This window comes from Algoriphagus pacificus, from assembly GCF_017254845.1.
Classification (GTDB): Bacteria; Bacteroidota; Bacteroidia; order Cytophagales; family Cyclobacteriaceae; genus Algoriphagus; species Algoriphagus pacificus.
Window position 1 is genome coordinate 888,205 of record NZ_JAFKCU010000002.1, and the last position, 21,549, is coordinate 909,753.

The 21,549-nt window shown below is 40.1% G+C and carries 16 protein-coding genes and 1 tRNA gene; 10 read left to right on the top strand and 7 right to left on the bottom strand.

Features of this window, described 5'->3' with window-relative positions:
• Nucleotides 1–20 precede the first annotated feature (20 nt).
• Genes J0A69_RS10620 through J0A69_RS10635 form a run of 4 tightly spaced genes read left to right on the top strand, consistent with a single transcriptional unit; the run spans nt 21 to nt 7,005 of the window.
• Nucleotides 21–1,673, top strand: coding sequence for a glycoside hydrolase family protein (locus J0A69_RS10620; protein WP_206586531.1), 1,653 nt, complete (start codon nt 21–23; stop codon nt 1,671–1,673).
• Nucleotides 1,674–1,732: 59 nt separating this feature from the next.
• Nucleotides 1,733–4,189 (top strand): glycoside hydrolase family 95 protein, encoded by a 2,457-nt coding sequence (locus tag J0A69_RS10625; protein WP_206586532.1) that lies wholly within the window; start codon nt 1,733–1,735, stop codon nt 4,187–4,189.
• A gap of 24 nt (nt 4,190–4,213) precedes the next feature.
• Entirely contained in the window at nt 4,214–5,041 is an 828-nt protein-coding gene (locus J0A69_RS10630) for a sialate O-acetylesterase (protein ID WP_206586533.1), read from the top strand.
• Nucleotides 5,042–5,088: 47 nt separating this feature from the next.
• Entirely contained in the window at nt 5,089–7,005 is a 1,917-nt protein-coding gene (locus tag J0A69_RS10635; protein WP_206586534.1) for an alpha/beta hydrolase-fold protein, read from the top strand.
• An 82-nt stretch (nt 7,006–7,087) separates the two neighbouring features.
• On the opposite strand, the gene J0A69_RS10640 is transcribed toward J0A69_RS10635, so the two are convergent.
• Nucleotides 7,088–7,161, bottom strand: a tRNA-Ile gene (locus tag J0A69_RS10640).
• 176 nt (nt 7,162–7,337) lie between these two features.
• Here J0A69_RS10640 and J0A69_RS10645 point away from each other — a divergent pair.
• Together J0A69_RS10645 and J0A69_RS10650 are read left to right on the top strand one after the other, a co-directional pair.
• A complete protein-coding gene (locus tag J0A69_RS10645) occupies nt 7,338–7,967 on the top strand; it encodes an HAD family hydrolase (protein ID WP_206586535.1) in 630 nt (209 codons plus the stop codon).
• Complete coding sequence (locus J0A69_RS10650) at nt 7,960–9,069, top strand: site-2 protease family protein (protein WP_206586536.1); 1,110 nt, start codon at nt 7,960–7,962, stop codon at nt 9,067–9,069. Before J0A69_RS10645 ends, J0A69_RS10650 begins: the two co-directional genes overlap by 8 nt.
• Nucleotides 9,070–9,093: 24 nt before the next feature.
• Here J0A69_RS10650 and J0A69_RS10655 read toward each other — a convergent pair whose 3' ends face one another.
• The 6 genes from J0A69_RS10655 to J0A69_RS10680 all read right to left on the bottom strand — a co-directional run bounded on the left by J0A69_RS10655 (nt 9,094) and on the right by J0A69_RS10680 (nt 16,542).
• Nucleotides 9,094–9,390, bottom strand: a complete 297-nt coding sequence (locus J0A69_RS10655; protein WP_206586537.1) for a rhodanese-like domain-containing protein — start codon at nt 9,388–9,390, stop codon at nt 9,094–9,096.
• A 4-nt stretch (nt 9,391–9,394) separates the two neighbouring features.
• Complete coding sequence (locus J0A69_RS10660) at nt 9,395–11,215, bottom strand: T9SS type A sorting domain-containing protein (protein ID WP_206586538.1); 1,821 nt, start codon at nt 11,213–11,215, stop codon at nt 9,395–9,397.
• A 4-nt stretch (nt 11,216–11,219) separates the two neighbouring features.
• Nucleotides 11,220–11,981: a PASTA domain-containing protein gene (locus J0A69_RS10665; protein ID WP_206586539.1), complete on the bottom strand. Its 762-nt coding sequence runs from the start codon at nt 11,979–11,981 to the stop codon at nt 11,220–11,222.
• A 125-nt stretch (nt 11,982–12,106) separates the two neighbouring features.
• Entirely contained in the window at nt 12,107–15,181 is a 3,075-nt protein-coding gene (locus J0A69_RS10670; protein WP_236032794.1) for a M43 family zinc metalloprotease, read from the bottom strand.
• Between the two features lie 13 nt (nt 15,182–15,194).
• Nucleotides 15,195–15,443 (bottom strand): NifU family protein, encoded by a 249-nt coding sequence (locus J0A69_RS10675; RefSeq protein WP_206586540.1) that lies wholly within the window; start codon nt 15,441–15,443, stop codon nt 15,195–15,197.
• A 4-nt stretch (nt 15,444–15,447) separates the two neighbouring features.
• Nucleotides 15,448–16,542, bottom strand: a complete 1,095-nt coding sequence (locus J0A69_RS10680) for an Mrp/NBP35 family ATP-binding protein (RefSeq protein ID WP_206586541.1) — start codon at nt 16,540–16,542, stop codon at nt 15,448–15,450.
• Between the two features lie 161 nt (nt 16,543–16,703).
• Here J0A69_RS10680 and dnaG point away from each other — a divergent pair, with 161 nt between their 5' ends.
• The 4 genes from dnaG (at nt 16,704) to surE (ending at nt 21,460) form a co-directional block, all read left to right on the top strand.
• Nucleotides 16,704–18,641, top strand: a complete 1,938-nt coding sequence (gene dnaG / locus J0A69_RS10685) for a DNA primase (protein WP_206586542.1) — start codon at nt 16,704–16,706, stop codon at nt 18,639–18,641.
• Nucleotides 18,642–18,703: 62 nt separating this feature from the next.
• Complete coding sequence (locus J0A69_RS10690; protein ID WP_206586543.1) at nt 18,704–19,936, top strand: bifunctional 3,4-dihydroxy-2-butanone-4-phosphate synthase/GTP cyclohydrolase II; 1,233 nt, start codon at nt 18,704–18,706, stop codon at nt 19,934–19,936.
• A 97-nt stretch (nt 19,937–20,033) separates the two neighbouring features.
• A complete protein-coding gene (locus tag J0A69_RS10695; RefSeq protein WP_236032796.1) occupies nt 20,034–20,675 on the top strand; it encodes a hypothetical protein in 642 nt (213 codons plus the stop codon).
• On the top strand, nt 20,675–21,460 hold the full coding sequence (gene surE, locus J0A69_RS10700; RefSeq protein WP_206586545.1) for a 5'/3'-nucleotidase SurE: 786 nt from the start codon (nt 20,675–20,677) through the stop codon (nt 21,458–21,460). Before J0A69_RS10695 ends, surE begins: the two co-directional genes overlap by 1 nt.
• Nucleotides 21,461–21,549: the final 89 nt, after the last annotated feature.

Sequence of the window (21,549 nt, forward strand, 5' to 3'; positions counted from 1 at the left end):
CCAAAAAGAATATTATTAAAATGCGTAAGAGTGTTGCATTCCTTTCAACTTTTATGATTTTCTCTCAGGTAAGCTTTGCCCAAATAGAGGAGAGAGCTAGGCCTGCAGAGTGGAAAAACTTAGTGGAAGGAGGTAAGTTTATTGATCTTTTTCAGCCCATTCCACCAATTGGAAAGTTGACTGCTGATACTTGGGGTACCGCTACGGTAAAACCTCGGTATGTGGATAATGGAATTGAAGATAATGAGTGGTCCTACTGGGGTGGCAACATCCTGAAGGGAGAGGATGGCCAATTTCATATGTTCGTCTGTCGATGGAGGGAAGACTCCTCCAAAGGGCATCATGAGTGGCCTAATTCCATAGTCGTTCACGCAGTTGCTGATAATTCCATGGGACCATTTAAAGTAGTTGAGGAAATTGGAAAAGGACATAACCCTGAAATCTATCAAACTGCGGACGGGCGCTATGTGATCTATGTAATTGATGGATATTATGTTTCTGAGTCAATAAACGGTCCTTGGGAATACAGTAAGTTTGAATTTGACTCGAGAGATCGACCGATCATCGAAGGACTTTCAAATCTAACTTTTGCGCGTCGTGAAGATGGTTCCTACCTCATGGTTTGTCGTGGTGGAGGAGTTTGGTTCAGTAAAGATGGAGTAAGCACCTTCAATCAGGTTTCCGATGAGCGAGTATATCCACCGGTTGACGGTAGATTTGAGGATCCTGTTATCTGGAAAGACAATGTTCAGTATCACTTGATCGTCAATGATTGGTTGGGAAGGATAGCTTTTTACCAGCGTTCGAAAGATGGAGTTCATTGGAAAACAGATCCAGGAGAGGCTTATATGCCGGGGATCACAATCTATGAAGATGGAACCAACGAAGATTGGTTTAAATATGAGCGGATCAAGATTTTTCAGGATGAGTTGGGAAGGGCAGTCCAAGCCAACTTTGCAGTGATTGACACTTTGAAAAATGAAGATAAGCCCAATGATAGACATAGTTCCAAGAATATTGGGATTCCGTTGAAAGTCGGAATGCAGCTGGAATTGCTCAATAAAAAACCAATTACTGCCAGTACCAAATTTATCAAAGTATTGGTGAAAGCTGAGCAAGGATTCAACCCACAAGAGGACTTGGATTTGGCTTCTTTACGCTTTGGAGCATCTGAAGAAGTCAATTTTGGTAGAGGAGCAAAAGTGCTCGGTTCTCAAGCAAAAGGGTACGACTTGGAAATTACTTTTGAGGGAAAGGGCAATGGATTCAGGGAGGATAATTTTGCAGGAAAGATGATCGGAAAGGATAAAAATGGAGCAATGGTTTTTGGATATTCCAGATTACCTTGGGTTGATTACAATCCTGCTATCCTTTCTGCTAGAAAGCCTGAAATTAATATGGAAAAAGGAATTGTAAGGGTGAAAGTTGAGAATTTTGGTCAAATAAAATCCAAGAAAGCAAAAGTGTCAATTGAGGTTTTTGAAGGTGGGAAAAGTGCTTTTACCTCAGTAAGCAAAGTTCAAAAACTAGATCCATTTGAAGGTAACTGGATAGAACTTTCCTATGATCAATTTATACCGCTTGGCTCTGATCTGACCTATAAACTCACCATTCATCCAATCGAAGGCGAATTGGAAGAGACGGAAGGCGAATTAAAAGATTCAGTGAATTGATTTTGTTAAAGAATAATACAGTACAAGAAAAATAAATCCCAACCCCAAAATTTACCGGTATGAGACAATTGATTTTTTTCGTTTTGATGTTCATTTCCCTTTCTGTTTTTGCCCAGAAAGAGCAAGAGCTAAAGCTTTGGTACAAGCAACCGGCTGGAAAAGTCTGGACAGATGCCTTGCCTATTGGGAATGGAAGGCTAGGAGCCATGGTTTATGGCAATGTGGAAACTGAAATTCTCCAACTCAATGAGCACACGGTTTGGTCAGGTAGCCCAAACCGAAATGATAATCCTGATGCATTGAATGCCCTTCCTGAGATCCGGAAATTGATTTTTGAAGGAAAACAGAAAGAGGCAGAGCAGCTGGCTTCAAAAATGATCCAGACCAAGAAATCCAACGGTCAGATGTTTCAGCCTGTTGGTAATTTGGAAATCACTATGTCAGGTCATGCTGACTTTGCAGATTACTACCGAGAATTAGACATTGCCAATGCTGTAGCCAAAACCAGTTATGTTGTCAATGGGGTTACATATACCCGGGAAGCCATTGCTTCGATTCCTGATCGGATCATTGCGGTGAGGCTAAGCGCCAGTAAACCTGGTATGATTTCATTCAGCGCAGCATTTACAAGTCCCCATCAAAAGTCAGCTGTCAAGGCCAATGCTTCCAATGAATTAGTATTGACAGGCACTACTTCAGATCATGAAGGGGTACCTGGAAAAGTCAATTTTGAGGGGATCGCTAAAATCAAGACCAAAGGAGGCTCGCTCAGTCATACGGATACAGCCTTGGTTGTAAAGGATGCCGACGAGGCCACGATTTACATTTCCATTGCTTCAAATTTTAATCGCTATGATGACCTCTCAGGAGATGAACACGCAAGAGCGATGGGTTACATGGAAAAAGCTTTTGCCAGAACTTTTGAAGCTATTCAGAAAGACCAGTTGGAGGCTTATCAGCACTATTTCAATCGGGTAAAATTGGATTTGGGTGACTCTGGGGCTTCTCAGCAACCTACCGACGAGCGCTTAAAGAATTTTAGAAATACCAATGATCCCCAGTTGGTGACACTGTATTACCAATATGGTCGATACCTGCTGATTTCTTCTTCCCAACCCGGAGGCCAACCAGCCAATCTGCAGGGTATTTGGAACAAAGACATGATGCCGCCTTGGGATAGCAAGTATACCATCAACATCAATGCGCAGATGAATTACTGGCCTGCGGAAAAAACCAATCTTTCGGAATTGCATGAACCCTTCCTAAAAATGGTGCAGGAAATGGCTGAGACCGGACAGGAAACGGCTAAAGTCATGTATGGGGCAAGAGGCTGGATGGCCCATCATAACACAGATATCTGGAGAATTACAGGCCCAGTGGATGCCATATTTTGGGGTATTTGGAATGGAGGTGGAGGCTGGACCAGCCAGCACCTTTGGGAGCATTACCTGTATACTGGAGACCGTGAATTCCTGTCATCCATCTATCCGGTTTTAAAAGGAGCAGCTCAGTTTTATGCAGACTTTTTGGTCGAAGACCCTCGAAACGGTTGGTTGGTTATCAACCCGGGAACTTCTCCTGAAAATGCCCCGCAAGCGCACGGAGGATCTTCTTTGGATGCGGGGACGACTATGGACAATCAAATTGTATTTGACGTGTTTAGTACCGCGATTCAAGCTGCGGAAATTTTGGAAAAAGACGCCTCATTTCAGGATACCTTGAAGCTTTTGAGAAAGCAGCTTCCTCCTATGCATATCGGGCAGCATGGGCAACTCCAAGAATGGCTGGAGGATATTGATGATCCTAATGATCATCACCGTCATATCTCCCATTTGTATGGATTCTTCCCTTCCAATCAGATTTCCCCTTTCCGAACACCAGAATTATACCAGGCTTCCAAAACTACCCTAATTCATAGAGGAGATGTCTCTACAGGTTGGAGTATGGGTTGGAAAGTAAACTGGTGGGCCAGAGCCTTAGATGGAAATCACGCTTACAAATTGATCCAAAATCAACTTTCGCCTGTAGGAACCAACCAAGGAGGTGGAGGTTCTTATAACAATCTTTTTGATGCACACCCTCCTTTTCAGATTGATGGGAATTTTGGTTGTACTTCCGGAATCACTGAGATGCTAGTACAAAGTGCCAATGGAGAGGTTCATTTACTACCGGCACTTCCTGATGCATGGCCTGATGGTAGTATTTCTGGAATCAAAGCAAGAGGAGGTTTTGAAATTGTGGACTTGATTTGGAAGGATGGAAAAATTGAGAAAGTGACTGTGAAATCTGATTTGGGAGGAAACCTTAGATTGCGAGTTCCCAATGCCATGGGAACGAAAGAAGGCCCTTTGACTCCAGCAAAAGGTGATAATTCGAATCCTTTTTACTTCGTAGAGGAAACTCCTGCTCCAGTGATTTCGAATAAAGCTAATTTGGAAAAACCTCAGTTGAATCCAGGCTATTCTTATGATTTGGCTACAGAAGCTGGCAAAACATATATATTGATGATGAATTGATTGAACCTACTAAACCCATTAACCATGTTTTCAAGAGCTTTGATCGCCTTTGCGCTTTGTTTTATCAGTATACAGAGCTTTGCCCAAGACCCGAATTTTTACATTTTTCTGAGTTTTGGTCAGTCCAACATGGAGGGGAATGCCCGATTTGAGCCACAAGATACAGTGGCCAATGAGCGATTTCAATTACTTCAAGCAGTCGATTGCCCTGATTTGGGAAGAGAAAAGGGAAAATGGTATCCCGCCGTTCCTCCTTTGAGTAGATGCAACACAGGCATCACTCCTGGAGATTACTTTGGGAAAACTTTGGTGGAAAATCTTCCTGACAGCATCCGAGTAGGGATCATCAATGTGTCAGTTGGAGGCTGTAAAATCGAGTTGTTTGATAAGGATAACTACGAAACTTATGCTGCTACAGCGCCGGATTGGATGAAAGGAATGATCGCGCAATATGATGGAAATCCTTACCAAAGACTTGTGGAATTAGGCAATTTGGCTCAACAGAGTGGAGTCATCAAAGGGATCTTGCTGCATCAGGGTGAATCCAATACAGGTGATCAAACTTGGCCAACCAAAGTCGCTGGAGTTTATGATAATTTATTGGCAGATTTAGGCTTAGAGCCTAATTCGGTTCCGCTATTGGCTGGTGAATTAGTCAGTGCAGAAGAGGGAGGCAAATGCGCCAGTATGAACCCAATCATTTCAACTTTGCCTAAAGTCATCCCGAATTCCTATGTGATTTCATCTCAAGGATGTGAAGCAATCAAAGATGGATTGCATTTTTCTGCAGCTGGATATCGTCTGCTTGGTTCACGATATGGAGAAAAGATGATTGAGATCTTAGAACATTAAATCCCAAATTGAGTATCGAAATTTCTAACCCATTAACCTATACCTCTATGAAACGATTTTTCAAATTGATTTTTGTATTCTGCCTTTTTGGAAATACGACTATTGGGCAAGTACTGGAAAAAGAAGCTCCTGCAGGCTTTGATCAAGTTCAAGCCCATATTCCACATGGAAAGCTAGATTCCATCCAATATACCTCAAAGACAGTTGGAACTAACCGAAAAGCCTTAGTCTATACACCACCAGGCTATTCCAAAAAGAATAAATACCCAGTGCTTTATCTCTTACATGGAATTGGTGGGGATGAAAAGGAATGGCTGAAAGGTGGCCATCCTGAAGTGATTTTAGATAATCTGTATGCAGAAGGGAAGCTTGAGCCCATGATTGTAGTCATGCCAAATGGCCGAGCGATGAAGGATGACAGGGCAGTGGGAAATATTATGGCTCCTGAAAAAGTAGAGGCATTTGCTACGTTTGAAAAGGATCTGCTAAATGATTTGATTCCTTTTATTGAAAAGAAATATCCTGTATTAACTGATCGGGAAAACCGAGCGATTGCAGGCCTTTCGATGGGTGGAGGTCAGTCTCTAAATTTTGGCCTTGGGAATTTGGATAAGTTCGCCTGGGTAGGAGGATTTTCTTCCGCTCCCAATACCAAAGCTCCTGAAGTTTTGGTTCCGGATCCTGAAAAAGCAAGAGAGCTATTGAAGGTACTTTGGATTTCCTGTGGAGATGAAGATGGACTGCTTAGTTTCAGTAAGAGAACGCACGATTATTTGGTACAAGAGGAGGTTCCTCATATCTATTATTTGGAATCAGGAGGGCATGATTTCAAAGTCTGGAAGAATGGGCTGTACATGTTTTCCCAGCTATTATTTAAACCAGTAGATCAATCAAAATTCAATAAATATAGTCCCCTAGGAACTCCAGCTGCAACAAATATCAGAAACTCCAAATACCCACAGATTTATCCTGATCACAGGGCCAAGTTCAGAATTAAAGCACCTGAAGCTGATAAAATCCAATTGGACTTGGGGAGAAAATATGACATGATCAAAGGAGAAGATGGAGTGTGGGAAGTAATGACCGATTCTTTGAGTGAGGGTTTTCATTATTACTCCATGATCATCGATGGAGTGGCAGTGGTGGATCCATCAAGTGAGGCATTTTATGGGATGGGGAGATATGCAAGTGGAATTGAAGTTCCTTTCAAGGGAGATGGATACTATCAATTAAAAGATGTGCCACATGGGGAAGTTAGACGTGTGAGATACTTTTCAACGGCTCTAAGATCCTGGAGGCAGTTTTTCATCTATACTCCACCAGGATACGACACGAATACAGCGGAAACCTATCCAACCTTGTATATCTATCATGGAGGAGGAGAGGATGAAACTGGCTGGGCAAGACAAGGTAAGACAGATCTTATTTTGGATAACCTGATTTCAGAAGGAAAAGCCAAAAAAATGTTGGTGGTAATGGCGGATGGGAATATGCCCGCCAGTGCGTTTACTGAAAATGGCTTAAAGCAATTTGAGCGTGAGCTCAAAGAAAGCTTGATTCCTTATGTGGAGAAAAATTATAGAGCTAAAACCAATGCCGCTGACCGGGCCTTGGCTGGGCTTTCCATGGGAGGAATACAGACCTTGTATGCAGGTGTAAATAATACTGATTTGTTCTCCTATTTGGGAGTCTTTAGTTCGGGTTGGATAGCTGGTAGGCAGGCAGAAATTGTGGATGCACAATATGCCTTTATGAAAGAAAATACATCTAAAATCAATCAGGATCTTAAGTCTTTTTGGATAGCTATGGGAGGAGAGCGGGATATCGCCTATCAGAACTGCCAGATTATGATGAAAAAGTTTGACGAGATGGGAGTGAAATACACCTACTCAGAGTACCCAGGAGGTCATACTTGGCCAGTTTGGAGAAACAACTTGTATAATTTTGCTCAGGTGATTTTTTAAATCTCCAAATGATCTCACTACAGGCTTCCAACATGTAATAAAAAATAAAACCCCGAATACTATGCAGTAATCGGGGTTTTAGTGGGCCCACTTGGAATCGAACCAAGCACCTACTGATTATGAGTCAGTTGCTCTAACCGAATGAGCTATAGGCCCAAAATCTTTAAAAACTTTCAGATTTCTAACCCTCAAGAAAACCTCTTGAATTCAAAATAGGATTAGATCAAAACCTGAATTAAAACCTCTTGTTTTTGGCTGAACAATGCCTGAAACCTTGGTTTTGGGAGTGCAATGTTACATATTTGAACTCATATTCACAACCCAAATTCTGCATGAAAAATGTTCTTGAAGCGGATTTTTTAATTTTTGATCTCGGTAATGTTATTGTCGATATTGACTATAGAAAATCACTTGAATTGATCAAGAGAGAACTTCCTGAAAATCATCATGATAAGACTGAACTGTTTTATTTGACGGATTTTCACAAGAAATATGAAAAAGGAGAAATCAGTTCAAGAATTTTTAGAGATGAAGTGAGGGCATATTTCAATCAGGATTGGAACGATCAGAAGGTGGATGAGCTTTGGAATTCATTATTGCTAAATATCCCAGGGGAAAGAATAGACCTGATTAAATCCCTGAAAGGAAATTTTAAGCTAGGTATTCTCAGCAATACCAATGAGATTCATATCGAAGCAGTTTACAAGATGCTTCAAAAGGATTTTGAGTTGGAAAATTTCAATTCCCTTTTTGATCATGTTTTCCTAAGTCATGAAATGGGACTTGCAAAACCATCCTCAGATATTTATGAAAAAATGCTTCAAGAATTAGATGCGAAAGCAGAAAACGTAGTGTTTTTTGATGATTTAGAAGCAAATGTAAAAGGTGCAGCTTCAGTGGGGATTCAAGCCGTGCATGTGACCGGACCTCAGGTCATTTTTGATTATTTAAAACATGTATAGCAAAAAAGAATACCTCATCCACGGACTTTTATTTATCCTCACATTACTCACTGCTACATTGGCAGGAGGAGAATGGGTCTATGGAAAATCAATTTTGGCAGAAGGTGATCAGTTTTTAACTTCGGATGATTTCTGGAAAGCTACTGCCTTTTCTATTCCGTTTATCGGGATTTTATTGATCCACGAACTTGGTCATTTTTTTACTTCAATCTACCATAAAGTAAAGTGTTCCCTTCCTTTCTTTATACCAGCTTGGTTAGGTTTTATTGGCGTCCCCTCTATTGGAACCTTCGGAGCTGTGATTCGGATGAAAGGATTTGTAAACAGTAGAAAGAAGTTTTTTGACATTGGCGTTGCAGGACCCTTAGCTGGTTTTGTAGTAGCCCTTGGTTTATTGATTTACGGTTTTTCTACGCTGCCGCCTGTAGAATATATTTATGAGGTACATCCAGAATATGCGGATCCTGATTTTCAGGGATATGATGAGGAAGTTTTGGACTTTGAGCTAGGAAATAACTTTCTTTTTTGGAGTTTAGGTGAGGTTTTTGGAGATCCAGAAAGACTACCGTCTATGGCTGAAGTTATTCACTATCCTTTTCTATTTGCTGGGTACCTAGCTTTGTTTTTTACTGCTCTGAATCTTTTACCAATCGGACAATTGGATGGGGGACATGTGATTTTCGGACTCTTTCCAAGGCATCATCAAACTATCTCTTTGATCGCTTTTACTGCTTTTATAGGTTATGCTGGACTAGGTTTCATAAGTCCTTATTTACCTATAGAAGATCTTTTGTTAATGATCCCTTTGTACATAGGGTTTTTATATATATGCTTTAGCAAATCAGGATTATCGGCCCAAAATAGGTTGACTTTGGTGCTGACTTTGGCGGCAGTTCAATATGCTATTTCTTTCCTCAAGCCAGAATGGGAAGGATATCAAGGTTGGTTATTCTTTGCCTTTTTGCTAGGAAGAGTGATGGGGTTGAAACATCCGGAAGTTTCCGGATATGCTCAACTAAGCCTAGGTAGAAAAATTGTTGGTTGGCTGGCTATTCTGATTTTCGTGATCAGTTTTGCTCCGAAACCGTTTTTGTTTTCATAAAAAAAACTCCCCGAAGGGAGTCGCTTATAAATTTCTGAATGCCATTATGCCGCCTGGCACGTTTCTGACTTTGGAGAATCCCTTTGATTCAAGGAATTTTTTTGCGTTCCCGCTTCTGGCTCCTGATCGACAGTGAACCACGATTTCCTGATTTTTGAATTGCTCAATTTCATCCAATCGATTAGGAAGATCACCTAATGGAATATTCTTGGCTCCTAAATTATCGTCTTCGTATTCCCATTCTTCACGAACGTCAATGAATACAAATTTTTCGTTTTTGTCTAACCTTTCTTTTAGGTCTTCTACTGAAATATCATCCATGTCTTTATCTAACTAAAATTCTGATTGATTGATGGCCTGCTTCCGAAACTACGTTTATCACGTAAATCCCAGGAAGCTGTCCTGTAAAATTAATAATTTCCCCTTCTTGAGTAAGTTCTCTTTGAAGAAATATCTCCCTTCCGAATGAATCGAATACTCTAAGATTGCTGAAACTACCCTCTAGATTTAAGTAAGATTCCACTGGATTGGGGAAATATCTTAAATCAGAATCCGGGGTAGTAGACTCTTCAAAAGGTGCAGAAAGGCTAACATGAGGTCGAATCATCAATGATCCATTGACTTCTTCATTTTGCGCCCAAGCACCAGCTACATTGTAAAAAAGCTTATCTCCCTGATCGTTGATCTTGTCTAAGCCGACATGAATAAAGTCATTGGTAAACTGGGCAAATCCTACATAAAACTCTCCCGTGACTCTAATATTGGTGTCCAAAGGATAATATAAAAACTCCTGACCTGCTTCTTTCACAGGGATAAGATCCTCTTTTCTAAAAATGGGTCCTTCCTCTAAATCCTCCCAAACGAGAATGTCAATTGCCTGATTGGCTTGATTCGCATTGGTAAAATTGATCGAAATTCCTTTAATATAAACTGGTTCAGGGGTATCATATTTGACAGCAAGCATTCCGGATTTTTGATTGATTCCTGCTGCATAATCTGCTGATCCATGATCATAGGCAAAATAATCCTGAATTGGGAAATACGTTTTTACAGTATCATTGACTCGGAAATCCACACCTGGATAAAAAGTGGTGTCCTGGTTATTAATGGTGAAAAATTGTCCATCACCTGAAGTAAGGTAAGTGGAAAATTCTAATGCAGTTTCAGTATTAGTTGAGACAGTTTTTTCAAATTCATTACTTCCAAAAACCCTTCTTTCATTTGCATTTGGTACTGGATTAAAGGGAGTATTTTGATTGATCGCAACTGAATTATTTGATGCAGTATCACGAACAACAATAGAATATTCCATTGCCCGGAACCTGTTTTCAAGGTTTAAAAATTGATTTTGAACGCTAGTCCATAATCCCTCTTGTTGACTTTCGAAAAGCTCACTTGGATAGGCTCCAAAGTCTCCTAGACTTATCTGGTTCTTTTGGGTAAGCGTTCTATCTCTGTAATTCAGATCATTGGTTGATCGATTGGTGTTTAGAAAAACATAATCCAAAATCCAACTGTCAAAAGGTCCTGCTTGTCTTCCGTCAGCTATAAAACGAAACTGAAAGGCTGAATGCTGGAACGTATTCGTTACCTGTACAATTTCTTGGGAAAATGTATTTCTGTCTATCTCAGAACCTCCTAATTGATTCCATACAGTAATCCAATTTCCACTCTCATTTAAAAACTGGAGGATCAATTGATCATTTCCATCGGGAAGTTCTGCACGCCCGCCACCTTGCCAAAAGAAACTTAAAAACAAGGTATTGGAATTTAATCCTGACAGGTCAAATGGCTTAGAAGTCAATAAATCCGTTTCACCAAGGTCTCGGATAGAAAGGGAGTAGGGCTTCCCGTTTTCATCCACTCCATTGAATAAAACTTGTCCCAAAGACGGCGCATCTATACCGATCGTTTCTGTATAAGAAGCTCCAGAGATATCCCACTTGAGAGTATCGATTCCCTGCGAAAAATCATCCCAAAAAGGCAGCTGATTTCCCGCACTTACCCTTGCCTTGGATAAGTCTAGCTTCGGTGATTTCATTTGATGAATTGGCGCGAACTCCACAATTTGAGCATGAGACTCAAACATCAATCCTGCAAAAAGGAAAAATAAACAGGTTCTGATTATGTGAAGGCTTTTGCCCATTCAATTAAAAATTTTCTTTAGAGATCCAAAGTTCGATCAATTCACCAGTTTTCACCTGAGTTCCAGCAGCAGGAGTCTGCATAAAGATTTTGCCAGCTGGTACGGTGTCGTTTTCTACAAAGTTTTTATTTCCAACTCTAAGTCCCGAACCAAGAATCAGGAATTCAGCATCGATTTCATCCATACCCGTCAAGCCAGGAACCTCCAAAATCTGGTTTCCTAGACCATCACCTACCACTAAATCAATTCTTGCTCCTTTAGGAATTTCAAAGCCTTCTGGCACATTTACACCTCTGTATTTTTGCTCCAAAACAACATTGATCCCAATATCCGGAACGTACTTAATATCGCCTCTTTCCAATCCCATATTGGATAGAATTTCTTGAACGTTTTTAAGAGGTGTATTGACCAAATTCGGCATTTTCAGCATCGGAGCATTTCTGGCATTCAAAGTCAAATAAACTTTTCTTCCGGTTTTTACCTGGGAATTTGCTTCAGGAAACTGTTTCAAAACAGCCAAAGGCTTGAGCTCTGTGCTAAACCCGGAGTCCAAAGAAACTTCATATTCTAAGCTGGCATCTTCTAAGATTTCTTTACCCTCATCGTAGGTGTAGCCATTTAAATCAGGTACAGATACGGTTTCCCCATGATTGGTATACATAGGGAGGTAAAGTTTTAAAAACAAAAACCCAAGGATTATCGAAATCCCAATGACAATAAATAAGTTGATTAATACTTTCTTCACGAAATAGCTGAATGCACTCATGGTAGAATTTTACGGTAGCTAAAGATACATGGGAAATTCAAACCCTACAACGAAGGTCTTCCCAAAAACAAGCTAAACCCTAGACAAAAAATAAGCCGAAGAATTATCCTCGGCCTTAAATATGTTTAATTTATCATTAATCGTCTCGTTTCCCTTACAGTAGGGCTTGTGATTTTGATGATGTAAACGCCTTTGGCGAACATCTCGGTGCTGAATGAATAGGTCTGGTTTAAGGTTCCAGGGAAATTCAAATCCTGAACGACCATGCCTGCACTTGAAATGATTTGAATATTTACCTCTTCGAACTGCGCCAAATTAAAGGCTATGTTGAAAATATCCTGAGCTGGATTTGGGAACAAAACTGACATTCCCTCTGCTGGAATTACAGGGTCTGGATTTGCACTTTGGAACAATTCAATGTTATCAAGATAAATAGGTGAATCAGTTGAAGTTCCTCCAGAAATCACAAAAGCCAATCTGACTTCGGTATTTCCTGGTCCTGCAAAATCAGTTAAGTTCACATATTTTCGAGCATAATCGTCCACAGAATTAGGGTTTGCTTCACCCACCGAAACGGTCGACAATTCACTTCCACTAATCTGATAAACCAAATCGTAATTTTCTCCTCCATTTGTACTTGCCAAAACACTTAAGGTAGTGGAATTACTCACAGCACCAGCTGCCAAGTCAAAGAACACACTGGCTTGCCTTCTGCCACTTAAGTCAAATATGGAAGTTCCCAACCAGTAACTATTATTAGGTAATAGGTTTTGTACTCTGGCTACATTGTTCGGGCCTTCTCCATTTGTTACAGGGATAATTTCCCAAGCTGTCAAGTCAGATTCTGGGTTAATCGTCTGATTGGTAGGAGTGATGCTTGTAGAACTGTTGAAATTTTGTCTCCAAGGAGTTTGGATCATATTGGCATCCTCAATTACGTATCGAGTTATCTCACTGGAATTATCACCATTCTGGTCAAAGTTCGGTTCGCTAACAGCAAGCCTCATTGAGTTTTTCCCAGCACGTGTAGTTCTTGAACCGGACAAGGAGAAACTTTCGCCAGGACTCACAGCAGAGCCACTTGCCAAGAATGTCTGTGTCTGGGAACCGTTGGTGCTTCTAGAGAATAAGAATTTTGAAACTGGTAAGTTTCCGGTATTGGTGATCAATACCCTTTCTGTTGATTGAGTTCCGTCAACAATCGGGGTAGGTGAAATCAATTCTTCAACTGTCAATTCATATTTGAATTCCTCATTTGGAAGAATTCTGATATTTCGGATATACAGGTTGTTGCCATAGGCGTTTTGATTGATAAAGGCAAAACGAACAGTTCCCAAATCTTTGAACGCATTGAGGTTGACTAGCTCGATTCTAAACTGGCTAGATGAATTTGGAATAAACTCATCCAAAGTAGCATCGCTGGTTTCTAGACGGGGACCGAATTTCTGATAAGTTGCGGTGGCAAGATTAAAGTTGTTTCCACAATCTTGGGAAACGGCTACGATCAATTGATCTTCAAAACCGGATTGATCATAATTCGCATAGGCTACTTCAAATACAAGTTGTGCATTTGGATATTGTGCCAAATTGATCAACGGAGAAATGAAGTAATCCAATTCTCCGGGAGCCTCATAGTTATAATTTGAGATAGAAACTACCGGCTGGCTAACTCCAGAAATGGTCAAGTTGCTCTTTTCCCAAGTCATCGACTCATCTGGATTTTCTATTCCAAAAAGGCCTGGAAAAGTATTTAAATCAACTGTATAGGGTAGGGAAATTTCTTGTTGTAATACAGGCATGGATGTTTTAATGTTGTTAGCATCATTTTCATCTGCCTGATCATTTGCTTGGGTTATTTTAAACTCCACAGTCGTTCCAGAACCAATCAAATCAAAATCATCAAAAGTTAGGATGGCTGTTTGACCAGTTTGGATGTTGAAAGTGAAGCGCTTGTTTTCCAACAATACACCATTTCTTCTCAACTCCACTCTTCCTGAAGTCAAGGTGTTATTTCCAGCGTTTAAAACTTCAATTCTTGGAGTAACAGTTGGCGCGCAAGCATAATCTGTTGGAGAAATAATTCTTGCTATGGCTAAATCCCTGTCTTTTAACTCAGGATCTTTTGTCGCACGATTGTTTACTAGCGTTACTCTTCTAGGACTATTCTCAAGTACTACATTGAATCGATCCACCTGACCTTGTGTAAATAAATTCATACAGGCATCAGGAGTATAATCCATGTAGTTTTGGATCATATCAACCGAACCACAGCTTGATCTTGTGAAATTCGGGCTACATGAATTGTTAGAGCTGTCTTGCTCAGGAGTGTCAGCAACAAAGTCGTCTACTCCGCAGCCACCATCTCCCCAAATATGTCTCAAACCAAAATAGTGACCAACCTCGTGCGTTGCAGTTCTACCCAAAGAAGCCGAAACTGCATTTCCTCCGACTCCAAAAAAGCGATAATCAATCACGACACCATCTGTGATGGCAGAGGTAGGAGGTGTATTAAGTCCGGGAAGATCCGAAATAGGAAAAGATGCATATCCAATGTATGGACTGACCAAAGGGACTACGTAAAGATTTAAATATTCTGAAGGGTTCCACTGAGATGTTTGGCCAATTATAGTAGCATCTGTCTCTGGATTATAAGAAGATTTTGGACCTTGAATTCTAACAATCCCGTCAGTTGGTAGACCATTGGGGTCTTGTTTGGCCAGAATAAACTCAATATTTGCATCCGCAGCAACGGGTAAAAACTGTGCTGGTGTATTGGCTGCATCTGCATTGAGTCTTCTGAAATCCTCGTTTAGAATTCTGATTTGTTCGGTGATCTGAGAAAGAGGAACGTTAGCTCCTTGGCCCAAGCCAGTCCCATTGTGGATCACGTGAACGACCACAGGAATCAGTCTGTGTTCTGAATTTGTTTTTGCCGAAAGTTGTGGATTGGAATTTCGGGTTTCGATTTTTTGGTCTATCCAATTTTCAAAATACTCCTTGGTGCCAAAATAACCGAGTTCCTTTTCTTGTTTTGCTTCTAAAAAAGTATGCGCACATTTTCCATTGTGCGCATGATTGCCATCTAATTGACCAGTAATATCTACAACTGTAAACTGCTGACTAAATAATGGTGATAAAGTAAAAATAGCTCCAATTAGGAGCAAAGAGGCTTTTTGATAAAACCGTAAACCTTTTTTCATTCAGTATTCAATATTAGGCTACAGTTAGATTGATGGCCTCAACTTTAGTGATTTCTGGAATTGCTCGTTTAATGGCATCTTCGACACCAGCTTTTAAAGTCATGGAAGACATCGGGCAGGATCCACAAGAACCCAACATCTCGATTCTTAGAACCATGTCATCAGTAAGTTCTACAATTCTTACATTTCCTCCATCCGCTTCCAAATAAGGACGAATAGTGTCTAATGCGAATTCAATTTTATTTTTTAATTCAGTTTGCATTTTCTTATGCTTTTATTTCTACTACCTCAGTTTTTGAATTTGAGGCATTTCTTATTGCGACTTGTCGGGCTACTGTTTCTGCCAAATCCATATATGCATCTTTAGTAAGCCCATTTTTCATTACTGCAGGATATCCAGTATCTCCACTTTCTCTGATACTTTGTACTATCGGGATTTCTCCAAGCAAAGGTACATCGTATTTCTCTGCTAATCTCTTGCCACCTTCTTTACCAAACAAATAATATTTGTTATCCGGTAATTCTTCTGGCGTAAAATAAGCCATATTTTCAACAACACCTAAGATGGGAACGTTAATTTGTGGCTGTCTAAACATGGATAATCCTTTGCTTGCATCCGCCAAAGCAACTTTCTGAGGGGTAGTAACAATTACGGCACCAGTTACTGGAATGGTTTGAACCATCGTCAAATGAATGTCAGAAGTTCCAGGAGGTAAATCTATCAAAAGGTAGTCCAATTCTCCCCAATCTACATCCGAAATAAACTGTCTTAAGGCAGAGCTAGCCATTGGGCCTCTCCAAACCACAGCAGAATCTATGGGAGTTAGAAATCCAATAGACATCAGTTTAACACCATATTGCGTGATGGGAATGATGATGTTTTTTTCTCCTACCTTTTTTACGGAAGGCTGCTCACCCTCCACATTAAACATGGTAGGAATAGATGGACCTGAAATATCTGCATCTATCAAACCGACTTTTGCACCTAACTCCGCTAAAGCCACAGCCAGATTGACGGAAGTTGTTGATTTACCGACTCCGCCTTTTCCGGATGCTACAGCAATTATATTTTTCACTTGTGGAAGTACCGGAGCAGCGTCTCTTACAGTGGTAACTTGAGAAGTCATCGTAATGTCCCAAGTGATTCCAGAACCGAAGTCTTCTTCCAATGCTTCCAGGCAATTATTTTTGATGACTTCCTTGAGCGGACATGCCGGAGTTGTCAAAACAACATTAAAACTGGCTTTATTTCCCTCAATATTTATTTTTTGGATCATTCCCAAGGTCACCAAATCCTTTTTTAAATCAGGATCTTGTACTCGAGAAAGGGTTTTTTTGATCGCTTCCGCAGATAATTGCATCAGTTGATTATTGAAATTTTTTGCAATTTAGGGCATCTCTCTCGCTTAGAAAAGTTATGAGAGATACTTCATGTGCGTTTAACTTAGGGAATCGATAAATAGTTCGTGTATTTCAATTCGTTTAAGGAATTGAAAATTACCTTTGTTTGTTAACTCAACTTATGGGAATCAGTAAGCTTACCACAGATAAAGTAAAAGAAAGAGTAGACATCGAAGAGGTGGTAGGGGATTATGTGCCTTTGAAAAAGAAAGGGCAAAATATGTGGGCTTGTTGCCCATTTCATAATGAAAAAAGTCCCTCATTTTCTATTTCTCCCGCCAAACAGATCTATAAGTGTTTTGGCTGTGGTAAAGCAGGTGATCCGATCCAGTTCGTCATGGACATTGAGGGAATCGGTTTTACCGAGGCAATTCGTCATCTGGCAGGTAAGTACGGAATCGAAGTAGAAGAGGATGAAACGAGAACTCCAGAACAAGATCAAGCCCAAAACGAACGGGAGAGTTTATACATCGCATTAGGTTTTGCGAGAGATTTTTTTGTCAAAAACCTACAAAGTCCCGAAGGAAAATCCATTGGCTTGAGTTATTTCAAAGAAAGAGGATTCACTCCTGCGATCATTGAAAAATTTGATTTAGGCTATGCTCTAGATGGTTGGGATAATCTTTTAAAGGAAGCTAAATCAGCAGGTTTTCAAGAAGAGATTTTATTAAAATCTGGCCTGATACTTCAAAAAGAGGGGGATGCTAGCCGCGTTTATGATCGTTTCAGGGGAAGAGTGATTTTCCCTATTCATAATATCGGAGGGAAGCCCATTGGTTTTGGAGCAAGAATCCTGACCAAGGATAAGAATCAACCCAAATATATCAACTCACCAGAGACAGCAGTTTATCATAAAAGTGATGTTTTGTATGGGATGTATCAAGCCAAAAAAGCAATCCGAGACAAGGACAATTGCTATTTGGTGGAAGGGTATACGGATGTTGTTTCATTGCACTTGTCAGGTATTGAGAATGTTGTTGCTTCCTCCGGGACTTCGCTGACAGATGGGCAAATCAAGCTGATCAAGAGATTTACTGATCAGGTTACAGTTTTATATGATGGAGACTCAGCCGGTATCAAAGCCTCTTTGAGAGGAATAGACTTGCTTTTAGAAGGTGGGCTGAATGTCAAAGCTGTTGTGTTTCCCGACGGAGAAGATCCTGATAGCTATTCCAGAAAAGTGGGTACGCAGGCTTTTCAGGATTACCTTCAGGAGAATTCAAGGGATTTTATAGGTTTCAAAATCGGATTGTTTCAGGTGGAGTTTGCAAAAAATCCCATTCGAAAAGCTGAAGTTATCCGTGAAGTAATCCAAAGTATCGGCAAGATCCCGGATCCCATCATCAGATCTGTATATGCCAAGGAAGCATCGACCTTATTGGAGGTTGAGGAAGATGTAATTCATACTGAACTGAATAAATCACTGATCAAGACTCAAAAAGATCAGTACCAAAAGCAGCAGGAATTTCCTACTCAGGAATCTCCTTTTGAAGAATTTCTCCCAACTGAAGAAAAAAGCTCTTTTTCAGAGATTTTAAAAGTTCAGGAAAGGGAAATGGTCCGTTTGCTTTTGAATTATGGATGGGAAATGTTGGACCAAGAAGAGCTGCATCTCTGTGATTATTTACTTTCCGAAACTGAGGAATTAAAATTTGAAACTCCTGTTTTCGAAAAAATTCTGATCACTTACAGGCAGATTTTAAGTCGTGGCGAGGTACCAACAGTAGAATTCTTTATCAGACAAAAGGATGAGGAAATGCGTCAGGTAGTCATTGATTTGATCACTCCTAGGCATGAAGTTTCGACAGCTTGGCACGAAAAGCATCAGATTTTTATCACTTCTGAAACTGATAACCTATCCCTTACGGGATTTAAGACAATCCTTCGATTGAAGCGGAGAGTTGTTCAAAAAATGATGGAAGAAGCTAAGCTAAAAATCAAAACTGCAGAGTCTGAAAAAGAAGCAGATCTAAACATTGATGAGCTTCAAAGGATCTATTTTGAGCTAAAAAAAGTTCAACTAGAAATTGATAAAGAACTTGGAATTGTAATCGGATAAAACCAAACTTTCTTTGGCTTCATCCTGTTTTGTTAGGAAACGGTGTAAATTTGCAATCCGTAATGAATTCAAACCCAAATCTTGTGGAAAATTACCAATTAGATCCTATTGAGGATGCCATCGAAGCAATCAAAAATGGGGAAGTAATCATTGTTGTAGACGATGAGGATAGAGAAAATGAAGGCGATTTTGTCTGCGCAGCTGAAAAGGTTACTCCCGAAATCATAAATTTCATGGCCACGCATGGGAGAGGTTTGATTTGTGCCCCTCTTATTGAAGATCGCTGCGAAAAGCTGGGTTTGGATATGATGGTTGGAAACAACACTGCTGCCTTTGAAACTCCATTTACAGTTTCTGTGGATTTAATTGGCCATGGTTGTACCACTGGTATTTCCGCTTCCGATAGAGCTAAAACCATCAAAGCATTGGTTGATGACTCGATTGACCCAAGCGAATTAGGAAAGCCTGGTCATATTTTTCCGCTAAAAGCTAAAAGAGGGGGTGTCATCCGAAGAGCTGGACATACTGAAGCAGCAATTGATTTCGCCCGCCTTGCAGGATTTTCTCCTGCCGGAGTTTTGGTTGAAATCATGAACGAAGACGGAACCATGGCCAGATTGGGAGATTTGGTTCATGTTGCTAAAAGATTCAATTTGAAATTGGTATCGATCAAAGATCTAATCGCATATAGATTAAAAAAAGAAACACTGATCAAGCGTGAAATTGGTGTTGAAATGCCAACTGAGTATGGGGATTTTGATCTGATAGCATTCAAACAAACCAATACTGGCGAAACTCACCTTGCTTTAATTAAGGGTACTTGGGAAGTAGATGAGCCGATTTTAGTTAGAGTTCATTCTTCCTGTGTGACTGGAGATATTTTTGGATCCTGCAGATGTGATTGCGGTCCACAACTTCATGCTGCCATGCAAATGGTAGAAAAAGAAGGAAAAGGTGTTGTGATTTATATGAATCAGGAAGGTAGAGGCATTGGCTTGATCAATAAACTCAAAGCCTATAAGCTTCAAGAACAAGGTATGGATACCGTACAGGCAAACCTTGCCTTGGGACTTCCTATGGATAGCAGGGATTATGGGGTAGGTGCTCAGATCTTAAGAGATCTAGGAATCAGTAAATTGAGATTGATTTCCAATAATCCACAGAAAAGAGTTGGTTTGATTGGGTATGGTTTGGAAATCGTGGAACAGGTTCCTATTGAAATAATGCCTAACCCGCATAATGAAAAATATCTTCAGACGAAACGAGATAAAATGGGTCACAACATTCTTAAATAGAAGATTGTTGTTAAATTATATCAATATTAATTCGATACGAGTTTCGAAAATTTAACCTCATTATCAGATTTACGTTAGTACTGGCATGACAAACACCTTGAAAAAAGCAATCTTCACCCTAAGCTTGGTTTTCATGGGCCTACTTTCTGTCATGGCTCAGCAAAATCAGTTTCCTTCCCAAATTTGGCATAAAGGGAATATTTATGGAACAGACGGGCAAGTATTCTCAGGACTTATCAAATATGATCTAGAGAATAACCTGGTGCAACTTAAAAATGAAAGCATCATCACTCTGACAGCATCGAATGTTTCAAATTTTGAGATTTACGATGAATTGTATGGGGGTGTTAGGAATTTCTACAGCTTACCATATAGCCTAAATGGGGATTACGAAGTTCCTGTGTTTTTTGAAGTCTTGACGCAGGGAGATGATATCGTATTGTTATGTAGAGAATATATAGCTACAGATTCCAGAAGCATGGGAGCCTATGGAGCAATGGGAATGAATCCATTTTGGGGCCCACAAACGATGGTAGGTTACCGATTAGCTTTCAACTATTATTTTTTCAAAAACGGCAAAATTCAAAAGTATAGCCTCAAAAAGAAGGACTTGTACGATTACCTAACTGGGCATGATGATGAAATAGATCTTTTCATGCGAAAAAACAGGTTGGAACACGACAAGAGAGGGGATCTTTTGAGAATCACTGCCTATTATAATGAATTGAACAAAAACTAATGTCAAAACCGCTTATTCTCGTCTCTAACGATGATGGGATTACTTCAAAAGGAATCAGAATTCTAGTTTCTATTATGAAAAAATTGGGAGAGGTCGTTGTAGTCGCTCCCGATAGTCCTCAATCAGGTATGGGTCATGCCATTACCATTGGAGAAACTTTACGATTGACTGAAGAAGAAATTTTTGAAGACGTTAAAGCTTACAAATCAAGCGGAACGCCAGCTGATTGCGTGAAGTTGGCAAAGCATTATGTTTTAAAAGACAGAACTCCTGATTTAGTGGTCAGCGGAATCAATCATGGTTCAAATACATCGATTTCTGTTTTGTACTCTGGAACCATGTCAGCGGCGATTGAAGGTGCTTTAGAAGGATTACCATCTATAGGGTTTTCCCTTTGCGATTTTTCTTCTAAAGCTGATTTCTCACATGTGGAAGTGTGGGTTGAAAAAATAGCTAGACAAGTTTTGGAAAATGGAATAGCTAAAGGAGTTGCCTTGAATGTGAATTTCCCTCCTAAAAGAAATGAACCGATTCAAGGAGTGAAGATTTGCCGTCAGGCAGATGCCAAATGGCAAGAAGAGTTTGCTGAGCGATTTGATCCAAACGGAAGAAAGTATTTTTGGATGGCGGGTAATTTTGTGAACTTTGATAAAGGCGAGGATAATGATGAATGGGCGATTGCCAATAATTACGTCTCAATTGTTCCTTGTCAGTATGATTTAACAGCTCACCATGCCATAAGTCAGATAAATAAAGATTGGGATTGGGATAGTCTAACTATTTGAATTTCTGATCTCTTTTAAACATTTTTACTGGCCAAAACATAATTTCGTGTTGTAACATATTGTTGCTAATCTAGAAGTCAGAATTCTTC

Bases quoted from the DNA above. Each gene is read 5' to 3' on its own strand.
- J0A69_RS10620 (WP_206586531.1), top strand. From the start codon at position 21: ATGCGTAAGAGTGTTGCATTCCTTTCAACTTTTATGATTTTCTCTCAG.
- J0A69_RS10630 (WP_206586533.1), top strand. From the start codon at position 4,214: ATGTTTTCAAGAGCTTTGATCGCCTTTGCGCTTTGTTTTATCAGTATA.
- J0A69_RS10660 (WP_206586538.1), bottom strand. From the start codon at position 11,215: ATGGGCAAAAGCCTTCACATAATCAGAACCTGTTTATTTTTCCTTTTT.
- J0A69_RS10690 (WP_206586543.1), top strand. From the start codon at position 18,704: ATGAATTCAAACCCAAATCTTGTGGAAAATTACCAATTAGATCCTATT.
- J0A69_RS10675 (WP_206586540.1), bottom strand. From the start codon at position 15,443: ATGCAAACTGAATTAAAAAATAAAATTGAATTCGCATTAGACACTATT.
- J0A69_RS10665 (WP_206586539.1), bottom strand. From the start codon at position 11,981: ATGAGTGCATTCAGCTATTTCGTGAAGAAAGTATTAATCAACTTATTT.
- J0A69_RS10645 (WP_206586535.1), top strand. From the start codon at position 7,338: ATGAAAAATGTTCTTGAAGCGGATTTTTTAATTTTTGATCTCGGTAAT.
- J0A69_RS10670 (WP_236032794.1), bottom strand. From the start codon at position 15,181: ATGAAAAAAGGTTTACGGTTTTATCAAAAAGCCTCTTTGCTCCTAATT.
- J0A69_RS10625 (WP_206586532.1), top strand. From the start codon at position 1,733: ATGAGACAATTGATTTTTTTCGTTTTGATGTTCATTTCCCTTTCTGTT.
- J0A69_RS10655 (WP_206586537.1), bottom strand. From the start codon at position 9,390: ATGGATGATATTTCAGTAGAAGACCTAAAAGAAAGGTTAGACAAAAAC.
- J0A69_RS10650 (WP_206586536.1), top strand. From the start codon at position 7,960: ATGTATAGCAAAAAAGAATACCTCATCCACGGACTTTTATTTATCCTC.
- surE (WP_206586545.1), top strand. From the start codon at position 20,675: ATGTCAAAACCGCTTATTCTCGTCTCTAACGATGATGGGATTACTTCA.
- J0A69_RS10680 (WP_206586541.1), bottom strand. From the start codon at position 16,542: ATGCAATTATCTGCGGAAGCGATCAAAAAAACCCTTTCTCGAGTACAA.
- dnaG (WP_206586542.1), top strand. From the start codon at position 16,704: ATGGGAATCAGTAAGCTTACCACAGATAAAGTAAAAGAAAGAGTAGAC.
- J0A69_RS10635 (WP_206586534.1), top strand. From the start codon at position 5,089: ATGAAACGATTTTTCAAATTGATTTTTGTATTCTGCCTTTTTGGAAAT.